The organism is Bacillus cereus, assembly GCF_002564555.1.
Lineage (GTDB): Bacteria > Bacillota > Bacilli > Bacillales > Bacillaceae_G > Bacillus_A > Bacillus_A cereus_K.
On sequence record NZ_NUVD01000084.1, the window covers coordinates 70508 to 96370 of the forward strand.

A 25863-nucleotide genomic window follows, 5' to 3' on the forward strand; every position below is an offset into this window, starting at 1 on the left:
AATTTACTCTCATACATTTTTTGTAATACGAATAGGGCTATACTCTCGACTTGGAGGTATAGAATATGAATTTTCGGCAATTCGCCTTTAAAAATGTAACACGTAATTCAAGAGCTTACTTCGCTTATTTCGTAAGCAGCTCGTTTTCCATTGCTGTTTTCTTTTCATTTGCTGTTTATTTATTTCATCCGAAATTACAAAATTTCAGTATGATCTCTGAAATTTCAGGATTAATGATTTTTTCAGAAGTTGTCATTGTATTGTTCTCGTTCTTCTTTCTACTCTATTCAATCGGATCATTTTTAAAAGTTCGTAAAAAACAATTTGGTGTTTTAACCATTTTAGGTATATCGAAAAAGCAATTACACCGTCTCGTTTTTACGGAAAATATGTTAATTGGTATTTTATCTATCTTTTTCGGCATGCAGTTTGGACTTGTCTTTTCGCAGTTTTTCTTATTAGTAACAGCGAAAATTACGCACGTACCAGGGATATATTTATATTGGCCAACAAATGCTTTTATTTTAACGACCATTGTTTTTCTTAGTCTCTTTATCGTTGTATCTTCATTTACACCAATGCTTATTCGTACAAAAAAAACGGTACATCTTTTAAAAGCGAATGGCGGGAAACAAAAAGAAAGGAAACCATCCATATTTATCTCTTTATTTGGTGCGATCTGTTTATTAGGTGGTTATGCGTTAGCTGGAAATCCTAAATATTTCGTATCAGTAAGCCCGCAAATAGGTGTTATATATATGGTTTCAAGTATTTTCGTTATCCCAATGCTTGTTACAATTGGAACATACTTTTTCTTTTCGCAAATTAGTTTCTTACTTATTTATATTTTAAAAACGAGAAGAAAGTTTTATATGAAACGGATTAATATGCTTTGGATTTCTGATTTAGCAAGCCGTATTCGAACGAATATTAATATGCTTTTTATTGTAGCAATGCTATCTACTGTCGCTTTTACAATGATTACGTTCCTATATGGATTCGGGAAATTTATTAAACTAGAGGTTAGTAGAACTTCTCCTTTCCCAATTTCTTATTTTTCTTATGATGCGAATCCTTTTGTTACAGAGCATTTAAATTGGCTTGAGCAACAATTACAAAAAGAGCATTTTCCTTATGAGAAAATCAAAGTTGATATATATGAAACACCACTAAAAGAAGATAAAAATGTAGCTATTTATAATGACGTATACGCAATTAAGCAAAGTGACTATAACAAACTTGCGGATTCTTTACGAATGAAACAACTATTCATAGCTGATAACGAAGCATATGTTTTAACGGGGACATCTTATATCACTATATTCAACGAATTTGAGCAAAGCTACAACAGAGATTACATTACACTCTCTAGTACAAATACGAAATTACGAGTAAAAGGCTATGAAAATATAAGTGCAATTCCATCTACCTTTTCATATCAAACGCTAGTTTTACCAGATATTATTGTAAACAATTTACCCAATACGGCAAAGCATATATCAGCGTACAATTACAAAGTGCAAAACTGGGAACAGACATATAAAATTGCTGATAATTTTATAGAAAAAGTACAAAAAGATCGAGATAAATTCCAATACGAAGGACCTCTTATTCGATCCTTTGAATCAGCAGGATCATTATATAAAATCACATCAGGAAGTGCCGCATACTTCCTAATCGGGACATTCCTAGGAGTTATTTTCTTTATTGGAGCAGGCAGCGTTCTTTACTTCAGAATGTATACCGATTTAACGAACGAGCAAGAGAAGTATATAACGATTTCTAAAATCGGTGTAACAGATTTAGAGATGAAACGATCTGCAACCATTCAACTTAGTATTTTATTTTTCGTTCCGTATATTATGGCATCCATTCATACAATGTTCGCAACAAAAATGCTACAAGATGTCATTGGTTTATCGTTATTTACTGAAGTTGCAGCTGTTCTTATTATTTTTGGAGTCGTCGAAATCGTATTTTTCTTATTCATTCGTTCGCTTTATATGCAAAAGTTATCACAGTATACGAATGGACAAAATATTTAAAACAAACTTGATGAAAAGAGTATCTCTCATACTCTTTTCATCTTTACTCTATTAGGAGGCTTAGGTGAATGACATTTTGGCAGTTTGCATTTAAAAACGTAACGCGGAACGCCAGAGCTTATTTCGCCTATTTTGTAAGCAGTGCGTTCTCTATCGCAATTTTTTTCTCATTTGCAGTTTACTTATTTCACCCTAAATTGCATACGACAGACGTAAATTATGCTCTAAGCATATTAATGACAATTTCAGAAGTTGTCATTGTGTTCTTTTCATTTTTCTTTTTACTCTATTCGATTGGAACTTTCTTAAAAGTACGAAAAAAACAGTTCGGGATTTTGACCGTACTTGGCATATCTCAAAAACAGTTAAAAAGGCTCGTATTTATAGAAAATATGTTAATCGGTGTTCTTTCCATATTTTTCGGCATTCAACTTGGACTTGTTTTTTCACAGTTCTTTTTATTAGTTACCGCAAAAATTACACATGTACCTGGTTTATATTTATATTGGCCAACTGGAGCCATTGTTTTAACTACGATAATTTTTCTTGGGCTCTTTATTCTCGTATCATCTTTCACACCGATGCTCATCCGTACGAGAAAAGCTGTACGACTTTTAAAAGAAGGAAAACAACATAAAGAAAAAAAAGCATCTGTACTTATTTCTCTCTTTGGCGCGATGTGCTTACTATCTGGATATGCGTTAGCAGCAAATCCACTATATTTCATGTCACTAGGCGACATAATTGGAATTTTGTACGCCGTCTCTAGTATATTTGTCATTCCATCACTTGTTGCAGCTGGAACATATTTTTTCTTTTCACAAATTAGCTTCTTGCTCATTCGTATATTAAAAGCACGAAGAACGTTTTATATGAAGCGAATTAATATGCTTTGGATTTCGGATTTAGCAACAAGAATTCGAACAAATATTAATATGCTCTTTATTGTAGCGATGCTATCGACGCTCGCTTTTACGATGATTACATTCTTATATGGATTCGGGAAATTTACAAAGTTTGATGAAATTAGGCAAAACCCTTTCCCGTTTACATATTTATCTCATACTGAAAATACGTTAGCTGATCAGCATTTAAACTGGTTAGAGCAACAATTTAATGAAGAGCACTTTACTTATACAAAATTTAAAACGGATATATATGAAGTATCTTCAGCAGAAGAGAACCCACAGCTCTATTATGCAATTAAACAAAGTGACTATAATATACTTGCTAAGGCGTTAAACTGGGAACATCTCGACTTGAAGAATAATGAATCTTATATCCTTATTAAAGACATAGATGATCAATTCATTGGAACCATTTATGATAAAGAAAAGAAAAATACTCTTACGCTTTCTCAAAACTCTTTACAGCTACAAGTGAAAGAATATAAAAGTTATAACCCTTTCCCAAATAGTTTAATATCACACTTACTCGTACTATCTGATGAAAATGTAGAAGCATTATCATCCATTTCAAAACAAATGAGTGTATATAACTTTAGCGTTCCGGATTGGGAGAAAGCATATAATATTGGCTCTGCGTTTATAACAAAAATCAATAACGACAATGCAGCGATTCAGGCAGAACATCCGCCGTTCCATGCAAGTGAAGCGAGCAACTCACTATACGAAACGAAACTAAATGTATCTTCCTTTTTCTTAATCGGAACTTTCCTTGGCGTTATTTTCTTTATCGGTGCTGGTAGTGTTCTTTACTTCCGTATGTATACAGATTTAACAAATGAGCAAGAAAAGTATATAACGGTTACGAAAATTGGCTTAACAGAAGATGAGATGAAACAATCTGCTACCATTCAACTTGCTATTTTATTCTTTGTTCCTTACATTATGGCATCGATTCATACGATGTTTGCGACAAAGATGTTGCAAGAAATATTAAATCTCTCATTATTCGCTGAGATTACGGTTGTACTTGTAATCTTTGGAACAGTTGAAATTCTATTTTTCCTTTTAATTCGTTCCTTTTATATGCAAAAATTATCACAACACATTAAGTTTTAAGAAATAGAAAGGTGATTATTATGGAAGAAGTATTACACATCAAAAACGTCTCAAAAGTGTATGAGGGAAAAGTCCCTCATACCGCTTTAAAAAATATAAATTTACACGTGGATAAAGGTGAATTCGTTGCGATCATGGGGCCGTCTGGAAGTGGTAAATCTACGTTTTTAAATGTTATTTCCACAATTGATTCTCCTACTTCTGGAGAGGTCGTAATTAACGGCAAACAACCGCACACATTCCGCCGAGAAAAATTAGCGATTTTCCGCCGCCAAGAATTAGGATTCGTTTTCCAAAACTTTAACTTACTCGATACGTTAACAATCGGTGAAAATATCGTGTTACCTTTAACGTTAGATAATGTTCCTTTAAAAGAAATGGATCAAAAACTCGATAATATCTCAAAAAAACTAGGAATTGATCACATTTTAAATAAGCGTATTTTTGAAGTATCAGGTGGACAAGCACAGCGTACTGCTGTAGCACGTGCCGTTATTCATCACCCTTCTCTCTTACTAGCTGATGAACCGACAGGAAACTTGGACTCAAAAGCAGCTATTGATGTAATGGAGCTATTTACGAAGTTAAACAAAGAAGAAGATGCAACGATTTTAATGGTTACGCATGATCCATTTGCAGCAAGTTATTGTAACCGTGTTATTTTCATTAAAGATGGAGAACTTTACAATGAACTACACCGCGGATTGTACCGCGAGAAATTTTATCAAGAAATATTAGATGTCTTAGCATTATTAGGAGGACGACGTGGATGACATTTTGGCAATTTGCATTTAAAAATGTCTCGCGTAACTCGAAAGCATATTTCGCCTACTTTGTAAGTAGTGCATTTTCTATTATGGTTTTCTTTTCATTTACTGTATACGCGTATCATCCGCGGTTACAAATTATGAATAAATTGCAGGAACAAGATCCGCTCATGAACTTAGCTAGCATGGCACAGTTTGTTATCGTTTTGTTCTCCTTCTTCTTTCTCTTATATTCTATAGGGACATTTTTAAATGTGCGAAAACAACAATTTGGCGTTTTAACTGTTCTTGGTATATCTCACAAACAATTAAAACGTCTTTTGTTTACTGAAAATATGATCATTGGAATGCTCGCTATCTTTGCAGGTATTCAAGGCGGTCTTGTGTTTTCTAACTTTTTCTTACTCGTTACTTCTAAATTAACAAGTGCAAAAGGCCTCTATTTATATTGGCCAACAGAAGCCATTATCGTTACAACAGTAACTTTTATTATTTTATTTTTCATCGTTTCTACATTTACACCGATGTTCATTCGTACCCGTAAAACAACTCGATTAATTAAAAATAATAAAAATGAAAAAGACGAAAAAAGGCCGTCTATACTCATTTCATTGTTTGCCGTAATTTGTTTAGGGCTGTGCTATTATATTGCCGGTTATCCGCAAAGCTATATAACAGAAAAAAATGCACAAAACGGCTCTGTATACCTTATTATTTTATCTATTTTACCGCTCGTAATAGTCGGAACATATTTATTCTTTTCACAAACATTTCTTCTCCTTATTTTTATTTTAAAAAAGCGGAGAAAGTTTTATATGAAACAAATAAATATGTTATGGATTTCAGATTTAGCTAGCCGTACGCGTAGTAATATTAATGTGCTCTTTATCGTTTCTATGTTGTCAGCACTTGCATTTACAATTATTATTGGGTTATTTGCTGCTAATAATAATACGAAAGCATCGATAGTAGAACAATATCCTTTCCCCTTCACATATATGTCCAAAGGTGAAAATCCATTTGAACAAAAGCACATTGCTACAATTGAAACAGAGCTTACAAATGCTAATTTTCAATACAATAAGCATAAGTTTACAATGTTAAAAGATACCGCTTTAAAAGAAGACATTACTCTTATGAAAATGAGTGACTATAACACACTTGCGAAACAATTAAAGAGACCGGAAATAACCCTTGATTCTACACAAGTTTATATTATTTCTCAGTACTCGCCAGAACTCTTAAATCTTGTATCAAATCCATTTGCAAAACAAAATACAATTACAATCGGATCTAATAAAAAGGAATTTCATATTAAAGGATTTATTAATAAAGGGATCGAACCATCCTATGCATTCCCACATATAATTGTTGTACAAGATTATGTATTTGATAATATGATTCCTCATATTGAAACGACCATAGTGTATAACTACTTCGTTGAGAACTGGGAAAATGCAATTGTTCCGACGAAAAATATGTTAAAACATATTAGGAATGATGCGGATAACTTCTCTAAGGCATATAAAGATACAGAATTGGCTCCTCCCCCCCCATTTAGTATTCATACAGCTGCTGATGATCTAAACAACAGTAAAGGAAATTCAATTGCTACTTTCTTTATTTGGACATTTCTCGGCTTTATTTTCTTTATTGGGGCAGCCAGTGTTTTATACTTCCGTATGTATAACGACTTAACGACTGAAAAACAAAAGTACATTACAATTACAAAACTCGGCTTAACAGAATCAGAAATGTTTCGTTCTGCAACGATTCAATTAGGAATTTTATTTTTTATTCCTTATATCGTTGCTGGTATTCATACAATATTTGCGATTAAGTTCTTACAAAGCATGTTTGCTTTTTCTTTGTTAAAAGAATTATTAATCATACTCACATTGTTCGGGATTATCGAGATTATTTTCTTCTTCTTAATCCGTTCTCTTTACATCAATAAATTATCACAGCATATCAAGATATGAATAAAATGGCCTTGTGCAATACGCACAAGGCCATTTTCAATAGTTTTTAATAATTAGCAGCCGTATCCACCATAGCCGCCGCCATATCCACCATAACCGCCGTAACCACAACCACCGCCACCGCCGAAGCAGCTAGCACCGATAATGATTAATAAAATAAACAATACGATTAGAAGCGCAAAACCGCCTCCGCAGCCACGTCTACGGTCGCAATCATCATGTCTGTGTTCACACTTTTCGCTCATTACTCTATTCCTCCTTTAGTATCATTCACAACAAGTTCGCCTTGCTCTAAATGAGGGGATTCCATTTATATTATGTTTTCAGGGCGAATCGGAAGCTTGGCTTACCTAAAAACGGGCTTGTTTTTGGAAATGGCTTCATTAAAAAAGATACCTGTTAAGGTATCTTCTAAAAAAATATGCAGCAAAAGGACAAAACCGAATACGGTTATGAACATTGCTTTTTCTATTATTATGTACAGAGATAATAAATTTATTTAACAAACGCCAGTCATGTTATTCAACAATCAAGCACGAGTGTTGAATAACACAGATAGAAGATGACTAAACCTTTTATAAAAACCAAACTTAAATCTGCTATAGAAGAAACCATTTGAATCAAAGATTTTTCAAAATGGTTTCTTTTTATTTATAGTAAAGCATGAATATTTGAAGTGTTTTTAATCGAAATTTATTTCAAACCTACAGGATACCGTTATAGAAGATTACGTTACAATAATTATAATTTCTTTATAAATTAAAAGAGAAAATAAAGACTTGAAGTTGACGTTAGATCATTTTATTTCAAAAGAACCTCTATTCCTGAACCGTCACAATAACCCCGTCCATATTATTCCCCGAAATTTCATACTGCTTATTCACCGGAACATTCACTTTCATATCCCCTGAAACTTTATAATAAGAAACCGTATATTTCTTCCCTTCAACATCAGTCGAAATTTCTTTTTTCTCTTTTAAGAAGTCCAAATATTCTTCTAATGTAATTTTCTTTTTTTGCATAATTGCGCTATGAGGTAAACCGACATAACGTATATGCCACGGCTCATATTGAATACCCGTAATGTTACTTTTATTTTTCGGATAACGTAAAACAAATCCGTATTTCCATACGTTATCTTCAATCCATTTTCCTTCAGGAGCTTTCTCCATTTTCTTTTGCGTTGATCCAACGTCCAGTGATAATCCTAAATTATGCTCACTATATCCTGCTGGGAGTGCATAATCGGATCCCATTTCTTTATATAATTTACTTTGTTCTTTAAAATCTCGATACCCGCTACTCATTAAGAAATGCTGTACTCCATCTTTCCCAGCTGCATCGACAACGTTCAAAAACTTTTTTACAACATCCTTTGATAAGCAAAGGTTTCTATCAAATATTACATAGCCTCTTACTAATTCACTATTATGATTTACATTTATAATATCAGACCTAATACTATCTTTTTTTACTGGGTAATCTTTGTTAACTAATAATAGATCTCCCTTATAAATTTCTTCTTTTGTAATCTCTACCTTTTCCATATTTGCAGCCTTTACCGTACTATCCTTCCCTCCGATTTTCACATCAATTTCCTTTTGAAATAACGGTGATATATAAAAGCCTACACATACTGTGCACACTATAAAAAGAAAAATAAATACCCACTTTTTCATTTCTAGTTCCTCCTTAACGTAACTTACGTATAGAATAAAAAAAACTATTAAAATAAAAAGTGGGGTAAAGTTTAAATTTTTATTAAATTGCCTGGTTCTCTTCTTTTGGCAATCTCACTTCAAATATCGTTCTAACTACATTACTTTCAGCAGAGATTGTCCCGTTATGTTGCTCAATAATATTTTTAGCGATAAATAGTCCAAGACCTGTTCCGCCCTGCTGCTCCGATCTAGCTTTATCACCTGTATAAAACATATCAAAAAGATACGGTAAATCTTCTTCCGGAATGTTATCTCCGTAATTAACAATTTGTACAACTATCTCTTCATGATCAATATACCCATTCATATCAACAAACTGTCCATCATATCCGTAACGAATCGCATTCGTTAAAAGATTTTCAAATACCCTTGCTAATAATTTCCCATCACCGTTAATCGGTAAATGCGGATTAACATTCAATCTAGCTTCTAAATGATGTTTCTCTAATAGCGGATACAATTCTTCATCTAGCTGTATAAGCAGCTCACTTATATCAATTGGCTTTTTATTTAGTTGTAACATGCCATAGTTCATACGTGTAATTTCAAATAGCTCATCAATTAAGCTTTCAAGCCTTTGCGATTTCGTAAAAGCAATCGTGGAAAAATGTTTAATTTGTTCTTTTGTTAAATTTTCATCTTTAAGAATTAAATCTAAATATCCTAACACAGATGTTAATGGAGTTCTTAAATCATGAGCTAAATTCACAACGAGCTGATCCTTACTACTTTCAGCAAAATCTCCTCGTTCTACCGCTTCTTTTAATTTTTCACTCGCTACATTAATTTCGCGTGCGATATATCCAAACTCATCATTGGATGAAACGCGAACTTCATTTGTAAAATCACCATTCGCAAGATGATGAATCCCATTAGAAATCTCATCAAAATATTTTAAATACGGTCTAGTAAGGAAGAAGAAAAACATAATGGACAGAGGAATAAATATAATTAAAAAGAAATTAATGTCCCCAATTTGTCTTACCATTGAACGAAATTGAGCTAAAGGATCCTCATAACGGACTACTGATTTATAGTAAAGCCGTAATCCTTCATAAATCATATACGTTACGCCACCAGCTAATATCATACTTAACGCAAATAGCATAACCATCTTCGAGCGAAAGCTTCTCATCTTTTTAGCCATTGAAAGTATACCCTACTCCCCACACTGTTTTTATTAACTTATGCTTTCTTTTATCTTCCCCAAGCTTCTTCCGCAACGTACGAATGTGTACCATCACTGTATTCCCACCTTCGTAATAATCATCCGCCCATACGTGCTGAAAGATATTTTCCACACTGTACACCTTCTTCGGATGACTCGCTAATAAATATAAAATATCAAACTCTTTTGGGGTTAATTCAATTTGCTCACTATACACATCTACCGTTCGGCGCTCAGGATCAATAGCAACTCCGCCAATTTCCAAAGCAGATTTACTCTCTTCTACTTTTGGCTGATTTAACGTAAGAAATCTACGTAGTTGTGCATTTACACGTGCAACTAATTCAATCGGTGTGAAAGGCTTCGTCATATAATCATCCGCACCTAGTACAAGACCTGTCACCTTATCAAAGTCAGATGTTTTCGCGCTTAAGAAAATGATCGGCATATGATATTTGGTGCGAATCTGTTTCGTCACTTCATATCCGTCCATTTTCGGCATCATAATATCTAAAACTACTAAGTCGATTGGCTGAGACTTAATCACTCGAATCGCTTCTTCTCCATCAGCCGCTTTCACAACATGATAACCTTCTTTTTCTAAATGTATCTCAATTAAATCAGCAATTTCTGCCTCATCATCAGCTATCAAAATTGAAATGCGCTTCATTTTACTCCCCCTACTTCATTCTGTTTTCATACGCTCGATTTTAAACTAGTCTATCCAATTTGTACAATAAGAAAAGGTTACTCATGAGAGTAACCTTTTCTTATAAAATTATCTCGACTTACCGGTACTAAGTGACAAACTTATCTCTCAAACACAATCCGCTGCTTCGTTATTTCCGTCAGCCTTCCGCGATCGACTTCATACTCAGTATCAATGCTTTGCGGCACAATTACTCTCCCGCCCTTAAGCGTCACTTCCGGCGAAATAATATCCTTCTCCCAATGTCTACTGGAAGCAGATATATCCCCTGGAATCGTAAAGTTAGGTAATGAAGCAAACGCAACGTTTTGCGCTCGTGAAATCCCCATCTCTACCATACCGCCGCACCAAACTGGTATGTTATGTTCCATACAATAATTATGAATTTGAACCGACTCGGTTAATCCGCCCACTCGTCCTGGCTTAATATTCACGATTTGGCAACTACCAAGTGTAATCGCAACGCGCGCATCTTCTAGACTATGAATGCTTTCGTCTAAACAAATCGGCGTTTCAATTCTCTTTTGCAGCTGTGCATGATCAAGAAAATCGTAATCCGCTAGCGGTTGTTCAATCATCATCAATTGAAATTCATCTAGTCGTTTCAACTTCTCTACATCCGCTAATGTATAAGCTGAATTTGCATCAGCCATTAGCGGAATATGCGGAAACTCTTTACGAATTTCTTTCAATAACTCATAGTCATGCTCTGGCTTTATTTTCACCTTGAAACGCTCGTATCCTTCTTCCGCATACTTCTCGATTTGTTTTAACATAGTGGGAATCGTATTGATCCCAATCACCACACCGACTTCAATTTCAGACTTCGTTCCGCCCAGTAATGTCGCAAGCGATTTCTTTTGACGCTTCGCATATAAATCCCAAACAGCTCCTTCAATTCCCGCCTTTGCCATTCGGTTTCTCTTTATATGCTGGAACAAACTCGGTACTTCATTCGGATGTGAAATTTCAGCTTTCAATAAATCTGGTAATAGAAAATCTTGTAGTACATGCAGCGCGGTCTTCACCGTTTCTTCCGTATACCACGGTTCAGAAAACGCGACGACTTCCCCAAATCCAATGTACCCATCCGTATCTTCTAATTCAATGACGATACTCTCACGCTTTTCGTAAGTCCCATAACTTGCCGCAAACGGGATTACGAGTGGCATTTCCGTTAGATAAAGTGTCGCTTTTTTTATCTCCACTTACATCTCCTCCAGTAATTGTCTTAACTCTCGTCTTAACAATTTTTTCGAAGCATTTCGTGGTAATTCCTCTAAGAAGCAAGCTTTCTTCGGCACTTTATATTTCGCTAATTTCGCTTCGCAAAAATGAAGAATTTCTTCTTCTGTTACCGCCCCGCTTTTCACAACAAAAGCAGCAGGTACTTGTCCCCATTTATCATCAGCCATACCAACAACACCAGCTTCCGCTACCGCTGGATGAGAGAGCAACACTTCTTCAATTTGAGCCGGATATATATTCTCTCCGCCAGAAATAATTAAATCACTGCGGCGATCTAATACGTATAAAAATCCTTCTTCATCTAAATAACCGAGGTCACCAGTATGAAGCCATCCGTTTTGAATTGTCTCACGCGTCGCATCTTCACGGTTAAAATAGCCGTCCGTTACGTTTGGTCCTTTTACAACAATTTCGCCTTCCGTACGTGGCGGTACTACTACTCCATCTTTTTCAATCCGTAGTTGGCACTGGAATAGTGGCTTCCCAGCTGATCCTACTTTCGTTAACATGTAATCTGCTGATAACGTACAAATTTGCGACGATGTTTCTGTCATACCGTACGTTTGATACACGGGAATTCCTTTTTCTACACATGTTTCTAATAATGGTTTCGGCGCTGGTCCTCCGCCAAGTAACATGCAGCGTAAAGAAGATGGATATGTTCCTTCTCCAAGTCGGTCTAAAAGATCTGTTAGCATTTTAGAAACGACAGAAATAATCGTAACACCCCTCGTTTGAAGTGCTTTATGAATAAAATTCGCATCATATTTCGGAACGAGTAAAATACGCATACCGTACATAATATTTTTCATTAAAAGAGATAACCCGCCAACATGGAACATCGGCATACAAGCTAACCAGCAATCATCATCACGAAGCCCTAAATTAAGCGAAGAACCGACTGCGCTCGCCCAATGATTGCCGTACGTTAAAATAACTCCTTTCGGTTTCCCTGTCGTTCCTGACGTATAAATAATTGTCATCGCTTCTTCTAAAGAGAATTCTTCTTGTATAGATGCTTCCGCCTTCGGTCCATTCATCACTTCGGCGAATGAATAAACGGGAACATCCTCAGCATCAAAATCTTGATCCGTCACTAAACAAACAACTTCCGCATCATCCATTTGCCAAAGTAGCTCTTCTCTTGAAAGACGCGTATTTAAAAGAACAGCTACTGCACCTACGTAAGATAGGGCGTGAATAACTGTAATCATCTCCATACCATTTTTCATCAGAACAGCCACCTTTTGCGCTCGCTTTACTCCAACATGCGGGAGGTATTCACAAACAGATACTACTTTTTCATGCAGCTGCATAAAAGTAACTTTCTCTTCCTCTATTTCAATTGCAGTGCGATCTGGTGTCAAAAATGCACGTTGCATTAACCAATTAGGCATTGTCTCCATCATTCATTCTCCTTTCATGAAAGAAAGAGACTTGATATGACATCAAGTCTCTTAGTTGTTTTGTTTCCGGTTTTGATCGTCGGTTACGTCTCACTTTATGGGCGAGCCGCTTCCGCTTTTGAAACATCTAGCTACAGCGGCTAGAACAGTCGGTCGTTTCACGCCTTCCTACGAGGCAAAAAGCGCCTCTACGTCAGGAGTTCCAACGCCCTCTTGTTCTAAGCGAGCCGCTTCTGCTTTTGGTTTGATCAAGGGAAACGAGGGAATTGACCGAAGTCCGGAGTGCGTTTTTCTTTGAACGCGTCGCGACCTTCTTTTGCTTCGTCAGTTGTGTAGTACAATAACGTTGCATCTCCAGCTAGTTGTTGAATACCAGCTAGACCGTCTGTGTCTGCGTTGAATGCAGCTTTTAAGAAACGAAGTGCCATTGGGCTGTTTGCTAAGATTTCTTGTGCCCATTGTACTGTTTCTGCTTCAAGCTCTTCTAATGGTACTACTGTGTTTACTAAGCCCATATCAAGCGCTTCCCCCGCGCTGTATTGACGGCATAGGTACCAAATTTCGCGAGCTTTCTTGTGGCCTACCATACGAGCTAAGTAACCAGCTCCGTATCCACCGTCAAAGCTTCCTACTTTAGGACCTGTTTGTCCGAATACAGCGTTGTCTGCAGCAATTGTTAAGTCACATACGATATGAAGTACGTGTCCTCCACCAATTGCATAACCTGCTACCATTGCGATAACTGGTTTAGGAATTGCGCGAATTAGACGTTGTAAGTCTAATACGTTTAGACGTGGGATTTGGTCATCACCTACATATCCACCATGACCGCGAACTTTTTGGTCGCCGCCAGAACAGAATGCACGTCCACCTTCACCTGTTAAAATGATAACGCCAACATTTGCATCATCACGAGCATGTGCAAAAGCATTGATTAACTCCATTACCGTTTTTGGACGGAATGCGTTATGTACTTCAGGGCGGTTAATCGAAATCTTTGCGATACCATTGTATGTTGAATAAATAATATCTTCGTAATTGCCTTCTGTTACCCATTCAATAGCCATTACTATTACCTCCTTGTATATTTCTGATCTCCTCTATAAGTTTGGCTTCCTTCTTAGATGAAAAAAGCATCACTGCATAGTTTTTAGAAATCCCTTTACTATTGTATCAAACTTTTCCGGTTGTTCCACATGAATTGCATGGCCAGCACCATCAATTTTGACAAATTTCGCGTGAGAGACGCATTTTTCGATGTTTTTTAATATGTGAAAGAACTTTTCATCGTATTCCCCGTTCATTAAAAGAACAGGCATATGAAACTGTTCTAACTTATGCCACCATGAAGGCTGGGCCCCTGTTCCCATGCCGCGCAAGCTATTCGCAAGCCCTTTTGGTTTGTTAGCAAGTCGTTCTTTTCGCACCGCTTCTTGCACGTTTTGTGCTAAACATTTTTGCGTTTCAAACAGCGGAATGTTTTCCCACATAGAAACAAAACTTTCTATGCCTTCTCGCTCGATTTTGTCGGCAAGTCGCTCATCTTTTCCCAGGCGTTCTTTTCTATCCTCTTCACTTTCAAGGCCAGCTGTACAATTTTCTAATAAAAGAGAATGTACATACTCTGGATATAGGCATGCCATCGTAATCGCCAATCTCCCCCCCATCGAATAGCCAAGTATATGCGCTTTTTCAATATGAAGGTAATCTAGTAGTTCTTTCATTTGTAGCGCTACATTTCGGATATCATAATGCGTTACATCTTCAGGGCTTTCGGTCTTTCCGTGCCCAACAAGATCTACTACAATCACTTGAAACTCTTCGCTCCATGAAGGGATAAAAGAACGCCACGTTTCCATGCTTCCCGTAAAACCATGAAGAAGTAGAAGTGGTTCCCCGCTTCCGACTACTTCATATTCATACGATACACCTTGCAGCGTTACTTTCATTTTGATTCACCTTGCAAAGATGTAGTAATTACATCCATCGTTTTTGCCCATAATTTACGGTGCAAGGTTAAGTTTTCATCACGGTTCGTACAAATTTCCACAACGTGTAAACCTTCCGCCCTTGTTCCTTTTTGTACTTCTTCTCGGAAGTTTTTCCAACCATTTACACGGCTAAATGAACCGCCGTACATTTTGACAACATGCTCATAATCAAGCCCAATTGGAGTTCCAAATAATGATTCGAAGTGTTCCTTTTTCTCATACTGTGGTAAGAATGAGAAAATACCACCGCCATCATTATTTACAACGACAATTGTTATGTTTAATTCACGCAATTTCGCTGCTAACAGTCCATTTAAATCGTGATAAAACGATAAATCACCAATGACTAATACGAGCGGATCGCAAATAACGCTCGCTCCTAAAGCTGTCGAAATGATTCCATCAATACCATTTACACCGCGGTTCGCCATAACTTGTATGTTTTTATCTGATGTGAAGAAAAATGAATCTGTATCGCGAATTGGCATACTATTACTCGCAAATAACGTTGCCCCTTCTGGTAATACACGAACAATATCCGTAATGACTTTTCCTTCAAATGCAGTTTCATATCCTTCTATTTCAAGGAGTGTTTCCTTTGTTTTTTCGTTTATATGTTGCCACATTCCGAACCAATCATTCTTTTTCACAACCGGCATTTTTTCTATTACTGCCTTGCAAAATTCAATATCACCCGCGTGTACAACTTCTGTCGCCACAAGAGCTGGATCTCTCCATTGTCCTGAATCATCTACAACGATATGAACAGCTTTCGTTTGTTTTTTTACAAACTGCGTTAATGCCTTAGAAACAGGCATACCACCAAAGCGAATAATAACTTCTGGCTTCCACGTTTCCTTTAACAGCTCATTTCGTAAAAATGTATCGTAACAGTCGATCACCATCGTTTTATCGTGGTATCCGCTACGAATATTAGAAAGTGGATCCGCTAATATTGGATATCCAGTTTTTTCAGCTAGTTCCGCCGCCGATGCAGCTAGTTCCGAATGACTATCATCTCCACAAATAATAAGCCCCTTTTCCATATGTGAAAGGCGCCCTACAAGAGAATCTACATATTCGCTCGGCATCACCGCGTTCCCTTGCTGAACTACTCCTGTATATTCACCACGTCCTTTATCCCATAAGCTTTCTAATGAGAAATCCGGGATAAGCGGTTCGCGAACTGGAAAATTGAGATGAACAGGTCCTCGCGGTGCTAAACAAGCATTTGCTATCGTGCGCTGCGTCGTCATACGAGCGTAATGATACATCGCTTCACTTGCTTCTGGAAGTGCCATCTCTGTAAATTCCTTCACAAAAGTACCGTATAAATTAAATTGATTCATCGCTTGCGGTGCACCCACACCTCTTAATTCGTGCGGTCTATCTGCTGTTAATACGACAAGCGGCACCCGTGCATGAAACGCTTCACATACAGCAGGATAATAGTTCGCTGCTGCTGTTCCTGATGTACATAATAATGCTACTGGACGCTTCTTCGCTTTCGCGATACCAAGCGCAAAAAATCCTGCCGATCTTTCGTCTACATGTAAATATGTGTTCATTCCTTCGTGTTGTTCCATTAGTAAAGCAAGCGGCGTTGACCGTGAGCCTGGACTAATGACAACATCACATACATCTAGACGCGTCAGTTCATCCACGAACGCGCCTAAATAATATGATAATGCTTCTATATGATTATTCATTTCATTAATTCCTCCAAAGCACCGAGCATCGGTCTAAACTTCAAACTTGTTTCTTCATATTCAAGCTGCGGTACTGAATCAATTACAATCCCACAACCGGCAAATAAGGATGCTTTCTCGCCACTTAATAAACCGCAGCGCAGTGCAACCGCAAATTCACCATTTCCTTCATCATCTATCCACCCAATTGGCGCACCGTACAATCCTCTGTCTAACAATTCCACATCACGAATCAATTTCATTGCTTCCAAACGAGGTGTCCCGCCAAGAGCTGGTGTTGGATGCAGTTCTTCTACCATCGTTAACAGACTCGCATCACCTTTTGCTTCAACGGGCGTATATAAATGAATTAAGTTTCTTGTTGTTAATAACCCTGGACTTTCCGGAATATTAACGGATTCACAGTGCTCATTTAATACCGACCTGATCATATTCACTACATAACCGTGTTCAGCTAAATTCTTTTCATCATGAAGAAGCGTATTACCATTTTGTTTACTTTCTTCTATAGAATGACCATGACCGATTGAACCAGCAAGACACATCGAAGTAAACTTCTCATCTTCTTTGCGAATTAATCTCTCCGGCGTCGCTCCTAAGAAGCATGCTCCTTTATAATCAAAAGAAAATACGTAACAATCCGGTTGCCCAATACGAAGCGCTTCTAAAACAAGAGCAGAATCAATATGATGATTCGTCTCTAATTTTAACTCCCTCGCTAATACAACCTTCTGCACGTTCCCTTGCTTCATCTCATCTTGCACTTTCTCTATTGCCTTCATCCAGCCCTTCGGATCAACTTCTACTTTAGAAGTAACAATTAATTTCGATCCTTCTAGCGCACATTTACTCTCCCCAAAAATTTTCTCTTCTAAAGAAATCATTTCGTTATAAAGAGTATCTGCACAATCTGTTGCTGAAACGAATGTATTCATCGTTAACCATGCTTTTTCATTTTTTACAGTTAATAAAAATGCTGGTAGTGAAAATGTCGTGTCTTTAAATTCTTTCCATAAGTCCGTTTTCTCTTTTTCTGGATCAAATGAAAATCCACCAAATAAAAGAGGACCGGTGCCAAATTCATATTCTTCTCTTTGTACAATTGCATGCTCTTTTACTTTCTCCCACTCATCATGAGCAGTTTGAAAGCGCTTATGAGAAGAATTTGCTATAGTGAAAACAGAGCCAATTCCTGCAAATATTACATGCTGAGCTGGGTCTGCAAAATAACATCTATTTTCGAATGAAATCCTTTTTCCTGCTGCATAAAACAGAAGTGGATCCACCCAGTCTATTTGTTTTACAAAACTAACTAATGTTTTTCCATTCGTTACACTCTTAATGGCTGCACTAAGAACTTCTTGCAAGCCTTTTTGTTTCGTTTGAATCACAATTGTCTCCCCCCTATGGGCGAAAAATAGTCATAATTACGCTTGATTTTAAGATACACCTCAAACGAAAGGCCTGTCAACGTTTAGCATTTCTGAGAAATTCACCTTCTCTTCCTAGAAAATAAACGTTGACACTAAATGATGCTTTTTCTACACTTAATTGTGTACAATATGTGACTTAAGGAGGATTCAACATGGAAATGAACGTCGAAACGAATTCCTCTCCTACGGCGCCAAAGCCAAATAAACAAACAGGCTGGCGCATTTGGTGGAGTTTACTACGTCCCCATACATTAACAGCAGCTTTCGTTCCTGTTTTCATCGGAACAGCATATGCGATGCAGGTCGGAGGTATAAATCAAATACATCTCCCTCTTTTCCTTATGATGCTTCTTGCTTGCCTTCTCATTCAAGCAGCAACGAACATGTTTAATGAATACTTTGATTATAAAAGAGGACTCGATCACGAAGGTTCAGTGGGTATCGGCGGCGCTATCGTTCGCGATGGCATTCAGCCAAAAACAGTACTGAACTTAGCATTTGGATTTTTCGGCATCGCAATACTATTAGGTGTTTATATTTGCATGAACTCTAGCTGGTGGCTTGCTGCAATCGGTCTTGTTTGTATGGCCGTTGCTTACCTTTATACAGGTGGGCCAATTCCAATTGCGTATACACCATTTGGAGAGTTAACAGCAGGATTATTTATGGGCGTCATCATTATTGGTATTTCATTCTTTATCCAAACTGGAACAGTAACATCTGAAGTCATTTTACTATCTATCCCAAGTTCCATTTTAATTGGTGCAATTTTACTATCTAACAACATTCGTGATTTAGATGGCGACAAGGAAAATGGTCGTAAAACGTTAGCAATTCTCGTTGGACGCGAAAAAGCCGTTGGTGTTCTCGCTTCTATGTTCATTGTTGCTTACATTTGGACAATTGCTTTAATTATCGTGAACATCGTATCACCATGGATGCTTATCGTATTTTTAAGTGCACCGAAAGCATTTAAAGCGACAAAAGGTTTCATCGGCAAAAGCATTCCAATGGAAATGGTACCTGCAATGATTGCGACAGCAAAAACAAATACAATCTTCGGTTTCCTAATGGGAATCGGATTACTACTTGGATATTTCCTATAAAAAAGAGCTGCTGATGCAGCTCTTTTTTCATATATCAACTTCTAAGCTGAAATTCACCTCATAATTCCCACCACCAACGCTCATACTATGTAAAGAAACTGAATTGTAGGAAGGTGGACGACTATGTTAACTCCACAACAAATAAATCAATTTAAATCCACTTTAGAAAAACAAAAACAAGAACTGGAACAAACGATACAAACTCACGAAAATGAAGATCGTGCATCTGAACGCGATTCCGTTGGAGAATTATCTAGCTATGATAACCATCCTGCCGATATGGCAACAGAATTATATGAACGTGAAAAAGATTTCGGACTCATCGAACTTTGGCATAAACAGCTAGAAGATACAATGCACGCTCTACAAAAAATAGAAGCGGGCACATATGGAATTTGTGAAGTATCCGGTGAGGAAATTCCGTTTGAAAGATTAGAAGCGCTGCCAACTGCTACAACATGCATCCAGCACGCTACAAATAAGTTAAATATGACGACGCGGCCTGTTGAAGAGGAAGTACTAGCTCCTTCTTTCCACAAGCATGATGAAGACCATTCTGTTGAATATGACGCGGAAGATGCGTGGCAAGATGTCGCAAATTACGGTACGTCAGAAACACCGTCTGATTTAGAAAGACAGGACTCAAAAAACTATAATGGAATGTACGTAAATAGTGAGGAAAATGTTGGTTATGTAGAGGATTTTGAAAACTTTATCGGAACAGATATGCATGGAAAAAATCTGCAAGTTTTTGCAACAGAAGAACATGAAGAATATGAACAAATGCTCGACGACTTTGAAAAACGTACCTTTAAAGGCGAATTATCTTCAAATGAATCTAGTTCCAAAGAATAAAAAAAGCATTCCGAAATTCGGAATGCTTTTTATCATCAGCTAATTAGTTTTTTGTAACGTTAGCTGCTTGTGGTCCGCGGTTGCCTTCAACGATTTCGAAAGAAACTTCTTGACCTTCTTCTAAAGTTTTGAAACCTTCACCTTGGATAGCTGAGAAGTGAACGAATACATCGTCTCCACCTTCAACTTCGATGAAACCGAAACCTTTTTCGCCGTTAAACCATTTAACTTTACCTGTTTGCATGTCATGTACCTCCTAAATAAAAATGAAACTATGAATCCACATGAAAAGGTGGATATAAAGGACATGAATGCATAACAAGCGTAAAGCCTAATAATTCCACGCGCTTTATTTCCGTACCACATTATGTAGCTCAATAGTGACTTCACTATATCACGCTATATCGAATACGTCAAATGAGAACACTTTCATTTTATCATTTTTTTATAATTTTAATATAATGTTGAATTTCCATCTTCATATTTTATTTAAAAATTACCAAAACTAAAGTATTCTAATCCTATTAAATTCTGTACAATATAAGTATCTATTACATATGAGGTGAAAAAAATGAAGGCACATGAAATCGAATATAAGTTATATGGCGATGATATGCAGTTCGTTGAAATTGAATTAGATCCGGAAGAAAGCGTTATTGCAGAAGCTGGCGCAATGATGATGATGGAAGATCATATCGAAATGGAAACGATCTTCGGAGACGGTTCTGGACCATCTGGCGGTTTATTCGGTAAACTAATGGGAGCTGGTAAACGTCTCGTTACAGGTGAAAGTATGTTTATGACTGTATTTACAAATACAGGTCACGGCAAACGCCACGTATCATTTGCTGCTCCTTATCCTGGTAAAATTGTTCCTGTAGATTTAACAGAGTATCAAGGAAAAGTAGTCTGCCAAAAAGATGCATTTCTTTGTGCCGCAAAAGGTGTTTCTATCGGAATCGAGTTTACGAAAAAAATAGGATCTGGTTTCTTCGGTGGTGAAGGTTTCATTATGCAGAAACTTGAAGGTGATGGTCTTGCTTTCATGCACGCAGGCGGAACTGTATATAAGCGTGAATTAAAACATGGCGAAAAGCTTCGCATTGATACAGGTTGTCTCGTTGCTATGACAAAAGATGTTAACTACGATATTCAATTCGTTGGAAAAGTAAAAACAGCTCTATTTGGCGGCGAAGGCTTATTCTTCGCTACATTAGAAGGGCCTGGAACAGTTTGGATTCAGTCCTTAACACTTAGTCGCTTAGCAGCACGCCTTACTAGCCCTGCAGCGCAAAGCAGCGGTGAAGGCAGTGTATTAGGTGGACTTGGTCGTTTATTAGATGGAAAAGAGTAAATAGTGCCCTTATAGGTGCATGGTCATCGACTAATAAAATAATAAAATGAAAACACCCTTGCTTGCAGTAATGCAGTGAAAGGGTGTTTTCATTTACGTCTACAAACAACAAAGTGCATACTCAATAAAAGAGCCCCTTCTTAACAAATTTATTGCATTAATAAAGTAATAAGGTTTACTTCAGTAAAATAAGGTATATTATATTTGTTGAATCGATTCTCTTTAAAGACAAGAAAAGTAGGTGAACAAAGTGGGAAAATATCAATTAGATTACAAAAGTCAGGTAGCTGTGGCAAAGTTTCATGAAAAGCAGAAGCCTGCCAAATTTGATAAAAAGCAGCAACTTGAAAACTTGCGTGCGGAGTATTTGAAAAAGAAGCAAAAACAAACGGATAAATAATGTGTTATGTTCCCCTGAATTTTCTGTATATAAAGCAAACAAACACAAGAAAATAGGTAAGTCATTCATCGTTCAAATATATACAGGCTATTTTTTCAAATCTCTTACTTATGCAACTAACGCATGCGCTAGTTCATTAAGAATAACGAAAAAAGTCGATTCCTTGAGATGGAAATCGGCTTTTTTTAATAAGTGCAAGACTTACAAGCCCAGCAGCGCAAAGCCCTAGTGAAAGCAGCGTTTTAGGTAGACTTGGTCATTTATTAGATGGAAAAGAGTAAACAGTGCCCTTATCGGGCGCTGTTTTATTTTGACATTATTCGTCGATAAGTCGATATAATTTCATCCACTGATTTAGATAAGCGATACAAACTATTTCCCCCCTCCAAAAGAATGAATCAAGTCCCTCACTGCATATATTGAACTATACCTTTTCATAAGGAGGGCTTCCTTGATGCGTACTCCTTTATCCTTTGATAAAGACACTGCCATATTGTTAGCTTCTTGTTGCGAGTTAACGTATGAACAATATAAACAAAATGGGATTTTCGAAATACCTGATGGGTTCCAATATGTACAAGGGTTTCAAGGAAAGGCCATTCAAACGACAGAATGGTTCGGATTTATATTAGAATCTGAGGATACGATTATTGTAGCATTTCGGGGTACACAAACAGATACAGACTGGATCATCGATTCACTCGTCAATCAAAGGCCTTATCCGTACACTTTAAATAGTGGGAATGTCCATAACGGCTTTCTTTCTATTTATGAGTCTTGCCGTGATTCTATTATGGATATGCTCGTATCATTACCCGCTCATAAAAAACTTCTTGCAACAGGTCATAGCTTAGGCGGCGCGCTCGCTACGCTACATATACTTGATGCACGTATAAACACCGCCTTCGCACAATACGGTCTTTATACATTTGCCTCTCCAAAAGTTGGAGATATTGCATTTCGCAACTATTATAAACTACAAGTAGCAAGTAGCTTTCGCTTCGTTAATTTATTTGATGTCGTTCCTCTTCTTCCTCCGAGAAATGTCAATTTTAACGATCAAAACTGGGAATATGCACATGTTCATCACAACATGACATTTACAAAAAATACAAAATCCATTACGAATAATCATTCTATTACAACATACAAAACATGTCTGACTTCTCATTTTTAAACAGTAAACAATTGGAAATCAAATATTCTCATACTATAATAATATACGAAGTTATTTTTTGGATGAGGGGACCTTACATGCTAAAATTTCTCTTTGCACTTTTTCTTATTGCACTTTTTACGGTTACAGGTTTCTTTACATTTTCATACTTTGCGACAGGAGAATACGGCGGAACAGGTATAATGTATACCGCGATTCCATTTCTTTCTTGAGCAAAATAAGTAAAACGAGCTTAAACTCTTTAAGCTCGTTTTACTTTTCTAAGCGATTGTATTCCCGCTTTAAAAGTGAATACACTTTGTCTCAATGTAACTTCAATATAATGAGTAAAAGTCCCTTCAAAAGGGACTTTCACTTAATACTGTTTAACTGTATTACCAATACCCCAAATTTCATTACTATACTGCAAAATCGTTCGATCGCTCGCAAAATGACCCGATTGTGCAATATTTAAAATCGACATTTCTAACCACTTTGTTTGGTTTTGATAAGCTCTGCCAACAGCTTCTTGCCTTTCCGCATATGGACCAAAATCTCGCAGAACGAAATATTCATCGTTTTGAATAACGAGAGAATCGTAAATCGCTTCAAATTCAGCTCCCGACTGTGCAAAGAACCCATTCGTCAACTGATCGACTACTTTTTTCATGTGCATATTGTGGTGATAATAATCACTTGCACGATATCCACCATTTTGATAGTAATGTAGAACCTCTTCCGCTGTTAAACCGAAAATGAAACAACCATCGTCACCGACACGGTCTTTTATTTCAATATTAGCCCCGTCTAACGTCCCGATTGTAATCGCACCATTCATCATAAATTTCATGTTCCCTGTTCCGGATGCTTCCTTGCTCGCAGTTGAAATTTGTTCACTTACATCAGCCGCTGGGAATATATCTTCCGCTACAGAAACTCGGTAGTTTTCTAGAAAGATAACTTTCATAAATTGACTTACATACGGATCGTTATTTACTTTTCTTGCAAGTTCATTGATTAATTTAATGATTTTCTTCGCATAATAATAGCCAGGTGATGCTTTTGCTCCAAAAATAAAGGTACGCGGATAAAATGAAAAACTAGTATCCTCTTTCAAACGGTTATACAAATATAAAATATGGAGAACATTTAATAATTGTCGTTTATAGGCATGTAGTCTTTTCACTTGCACATCAAAAATAGAATTTGGATCAATCGTAATCCCCATTTTATTATGAATACGCTCTGCTAAAATCTCCTTACGCTCTTGCTTTACTCCTGCAAGCTTCTCTTGAAAACTAGCATCGTATTGAAACATTTGCAGCGCTTGAAGCTTAATCGGTTCTTTCTTCCACTCTGTTCCAATTGCCTCTGAAATGAGATTTGTTAGCTGTGGATTTGCTTTCATAAGCCAGCGCCTATGGGCGATTCCATTCGTTTTATTATTAAACTTATCTGGATAAAATTCATAAAACAATCGCATTTCACGCTGCTTCAAAATTTCCGTATGAATTTTCGCGACACCGTTTACGCTATGACTTCCGACAATTGCTAAATGAGCCATTTTCACCAGATCATGTGCAATAATCGCCATGTCCTCAATGCGATGCCATTCATAAGGATAACGCTCCCAAAGTTCGTGACAGAAACGTTCATTAATCTCTTCAATAATCATATATATTCTCGGTAATAACGGTTTAAAAATGTGAATTGGCCATTTCTCAAGCGCTTCTGATAACGTCGTATGATTCGTATAAGAAATCGTCTGCGTCGTTATGTGCCAAGCTTCTTCCCATGCTAGTTTTTCCTCGTCTAATAAAATACGCAGCAATTCTGGAATCGCTAAAACGGGATGTGTATCGTTAATATGAATCGCAATCTTTTCATGTAATTGACGAAGGTTACCGTATCTTTCTCTATGCATACGAACGATATTTTGCAAACTTGCTGATACGAGGAAGTACTGTTGCTTTAAACGAAGTATTTTCCCCTCATCATGCGTATCATCTGGATATAAAAACTCCGATACAGCTTCTGTTTCACGCTTATATTTCAAAATGTCTTTGCAGTTTTGCGGAAATGGAACTGGTTCAGCATTCCAAAGTTTAAGTGTATTTACAGTACTTGTCTCATAACCTACTACTGGAACATCATATGGCACGGCCATAATCACTTCTGCATTCGTATGCCTGAACTCTAAACGCCCATCAATTTCTTGCGGTTCAACACTGCCGAAATAACTGACTTCTACAGCTTGATCATGTCTTCTTACTTCCCATACGTTTTCATGAAGCAGCCACTGTTCTGGGAATTCAACTTGGTAACCATCCACAATTTTTTGATCAAACAATCCATGTTTGTAACGAATTCCACAGCCATGCCCTGGTAAGTTTAAAGAAGCGAGTGAATCAAGGAAACAGGCTGCTAATCGTCCAAGTCCACCATTCCCAAGACCTGCATCTGCTTCCACCTCTTCTAACTCGTGCAAAGATATCCCAAGCTCAGACAGTCCCTGCTCACATACATCTCTGATACCTAAATTTAATATGTTACTTCCAAGCAAACGCCCAAGTAAAAACTCAATGGATAAGTAATACATTTGCTTTTGCTCTCCAGACCGATAACTTTCATTCGTTGCAATCCATTGACTATTCATATACTCACGTACCATATGCCCGAGCGTATTATATTGATCACGAGTTGTAGAGTCTTTAAAACTTTTCCCGCACATCGTCTCTAACTTTTCTAGAAAAGCTGATTTGAAACTTTCAACATGAGTAAACATTTTT

The 25863-nt window shown here is 37.0% G+C and carries 22 protein-coding genes and 1 pseudogene; 11 read left to right on the top strand and 12 right to left on the bottom strand.

Annotated elements, in window-relative coordinates:
* Positions 1–65 precede the first annotated feature (65 nt).
* The 4 genes from COI75_RS19275 (at position 66) to COI75_RS19290 (ending at position 6818) form a co-directional block, all read left to right on the top strand.
* Positions 66–2045, top strand: coding sequence for an FtsX-like permease family protein (locus COI75_RS19275; RefSeq protein ID WP_001011330.1), 1980 nt, complete (start codon positions 66–68; stop codon positions 2043–2045).
* 68 nt (positions 2046–2113) lie between these two features.
* Positions 2114–4069 (top strand): ABC transporter permease, encoded by a 1956-nt coding sequence (locus COI75_RS19280; RefSeq protein ID WP_000145021.1) that lies wholly within the window; start codon positions 2114–2116, stop codon positions 4067–4069.
* 20 nt (positions 4070–4089) lie between these two features.
* Positions 4090–4842, top strand: coding sequence for an ABC transporter ATP-binding protein (locus tag COI75_RS19285; RefSeq protein WP_000393258.1), 753 nt, complete (start codon positions 4090–4092; stop codon positions 4840–4842).
* Entirely contained in the window at positions 4839–6818 is a 1980-nt protein-coding gene (locus tag COI75_RS19290; RefSeq protein WP_000144922.1) for an FtsX-like permease family protein, read from the top strand. Before COI75_RS19285 ends, COI75_RS19290 begins: the two co-directional genes overlap by 4 nt.
* Before the next feature lie 53 nt (positions 6819–6871).
* Here COI75_RS19290 and COI75_RS19295 read toward each other — a convergent pair whose 3' ends face one another.
* The 10 genes from COI75_RS19295 to COI75_RS19350 form a co-directional block, all read right to left on the bottom strand.
* Positions 6872–7063 (bottom strand): YjcZ family sporulation protein, encoded by a 192-nt coding sequence (locus COI75_RS19295; RefSeq protein WP_001290388.1) that lies wholly within the window; start codon positions 7061–7063, stop codon positions 6872–6874.
* 573 nt (positions 7064–7636) lie between these two features.
* Complete coding sequence (locus COI75_RS19305) at positions 7637–8497, bottom strand: D-Ala-D-Ala carboxypeptidase VanY (protein WP_000759373.1); 861 nt, start codon at positions 8495–8497, stop codon at positions 7637–7639.
* Between the two features lie 82 nt (positions 8498–8579).
* Positions 8580–9686: a sensor histidine kinase gene (locus COI75_RS19310; RefSeq protein ID WP_001085283.1), complete on the bottom strand. Its 1107-nt coding sequence runs from the start codon at positions 9684–9686 to the stop codon at positions 8580–8582.
* A complete protein-coding gene (locus COI75_RS19315) occupies positions 9679–10377 on the bottom strand; it encodes a response regulator transcription factor (RefSeq protein WP_000822502.1) in 699 nt (232 codons plus the stop codon). Before COI75_RS19315 ends, COI75_RS19310 begins: the two co-directional genes overlap by 8 nt.
* 140 nt (positions 10378–10517) lie before the next feature.
* Complete coding sequence (gene menC, locus COI75_RS19320; RefSeq protein ID WP_000403321.1) at positions 10518–11624, bottom strand: o-succinylbenzoate synthase; 1107 nt, start codon at positions 11622–11624, stop codon at positions 10518–10520.
* Positions 11625–13070 carry an o-succinylbenzoate--CoA ligase gene (locus COI75_RS19325; protein ID WP_000449587.1) on the bottom strand — a complete coding sequence of 482 codons (1446 nt, stop codon included), beginning with the start codon at positions 13068–13070 and terminating at the stop codon, positions 11625–11627.
* Between the two features lie 248 nt (positions 13071–13318).
* Positions 13319–14137 carry a 1,4-dihydroxy-2-naphthoyl-CoA synthase gene (gene menB, locus COI75_RS19335; RefSeq protein WP_000963894.1) on the bottom strand — a complete coding sequence of 273 codons (819 nt, stop codon included), beginning with the start codon at positions 14135–14137 and terminating at the stop codon, positions 13319–13321.
* Between the two features lie 69 nt (positions 14138–14206).
* Positions 14207–15019: a 2-succinyl-6-hydroxy-2,4-cyclohexadiene-1-carboxylate synthase gene (gene menH, locus COI75_RS19340; protein ID WP_000869209.1), complete on the bottom strand. Its 813-nt coding sequence runs from the start codon at positions 15017–15019 to the stop codon at positions 14207–14209.
* The gene (gene menD, locus COI75_RS19345) at positions 15016–16770 is read right to left on the bottom strand and encodes a 2-succinyl-5-enolpyruvyl-6-hydroxy-3-cyclohexene-1-carboxylic-acid synthase (RefSeq protein WP_098448537.1); all 1755 of its coding nucleotides are present in this window, start codon (positions 16768–16770) and stop codon (positions 15016–15018) included. The genes menH and menD overlap by 4 nt, the downstream gene beginning before the upstream one ends.
* Positions 16767–18161, bottom strand: coding sequence for an isochorismate synthase (locus COI75_RS19350; protein WP_000616762.1), 1395 nt, complete (start codon positions 18159–18161; stop codon positions 16767–16769). Before COI75_RS19350 ends, menD begins: the two co-directional genes overlap by 4 nt.
* A gap of 194 nt (positions 18162–18355) precedes the next feature.
* Between COI75_RS19350 and COI75_RS19355 the strand changes: the two genes are divergently transcribed.
* Entirely contained in the window at positions 18356–19309 is a 954-nt protein-coding gene (locus tag COI75_RS19355; protein ID WP_000425736.1) for a 1,4-dihydroxy-2-naphthoate polyprenyltransferase, read from the top strand.
* A gap of 123 nt (positions 19310–19432) precedes the next feature.
* Positions 19433–20164 (top strand): yteA family sporulation protein, encoded by a 732-nt coding sequence (locus tag COI75_RS19360; protein WP_000957362.1) that lies wholly within the window; start codon positions 19433–19435, stop codon positions 20162–20164.
* 43 nt (positions 20165–20207) lie between these two features.
* On the opposite strand, the gene cspD is transcribed toward COI75_RS19360, so the two are convergent.
* Entirely contained in the window at positions 20208–20408 is a 201-nt protein-coding gene (gene cspD / locus COI75_RS19365) for a cold-shock protein CspD (RefSeq protein ID WP_001193050.1), read from the bottom strand.
* Between the two features lie 327 nt (positions 20409–20735).
* Here cspD and COI75_RS19370 point away from each other — a divergent pair, with 327 nt between their 5' ends.
* The 5 genes and pseudogenes from COI75_RS19370 (at position 20736) to COI75_RS27400 (ending at position 23307) form a co-directional block, all read left to right on the top strand.
* Positions 20736–21518, top strand: a complete 783-nt coding sequence (locus tag COI75_RS19370) for a TIGR00266 family protein (RefSeq protein ID WP_000643603.1) — start codon at positions 20736–20738, stop codon at positions 21516–21518.
* Positions 21519–21768: 250 nt separating this feature from the next.
* Positions 21769–21918, top strand: coding sequence for a hypothetical protein (locus COI75_RS26990; RefSeq protein ID WP_000521650.1), 150 nt, complete (start codon positions 21769–21771; stop codon positions 21916–21918).
* A 188-nt stretch (positions 21919–22106) separates the two neighbouring features.
* Positions 22107–22199: pseudogene (locus tag COI75_RS26610) on the top strand (TIGR00266 family protein); the annotation flags it as partial.
* 173 nt (positions 22200–22372) lie between these two features.
* The gene (locus COI75_RS19380) at positions 22373–23095 is read left to right on the top strand and encodes a lipase family protein (protein WP_001260113.1); all 723 of its coding nucleotides are present in this window, start codon (positions 22373–22375) and stop codon (positions 23093–23095) included.
* Between the two features lie 77 nt (positions 23096–23172).
* Positions 23173–23307, top strand: coding sequence for a hypothetical protein (locus tag COI75_RS27400; protein WP_000911280.1), 135 nt, complete (start codon positions 23173–23175; stop codon positions 23305–23307).
* 143 nt (positions 23308–23450) lie between these two features.
* On the opposite strand, the gene glgP is transcribed toward COI75_RS27400, so the two are convergent.
* Positions 23451–25859, bottom strand: coding sequence for a glycogen phosphorylase (glgP, locus tag COI75_RS19390; protein ID WP_098448538.1), 2409 nt, complete (start codon positions 25857–25859; stop codon positions 23451–23453).
* Positions 25860–25863 lie beyond the last annotated feature (4 nt).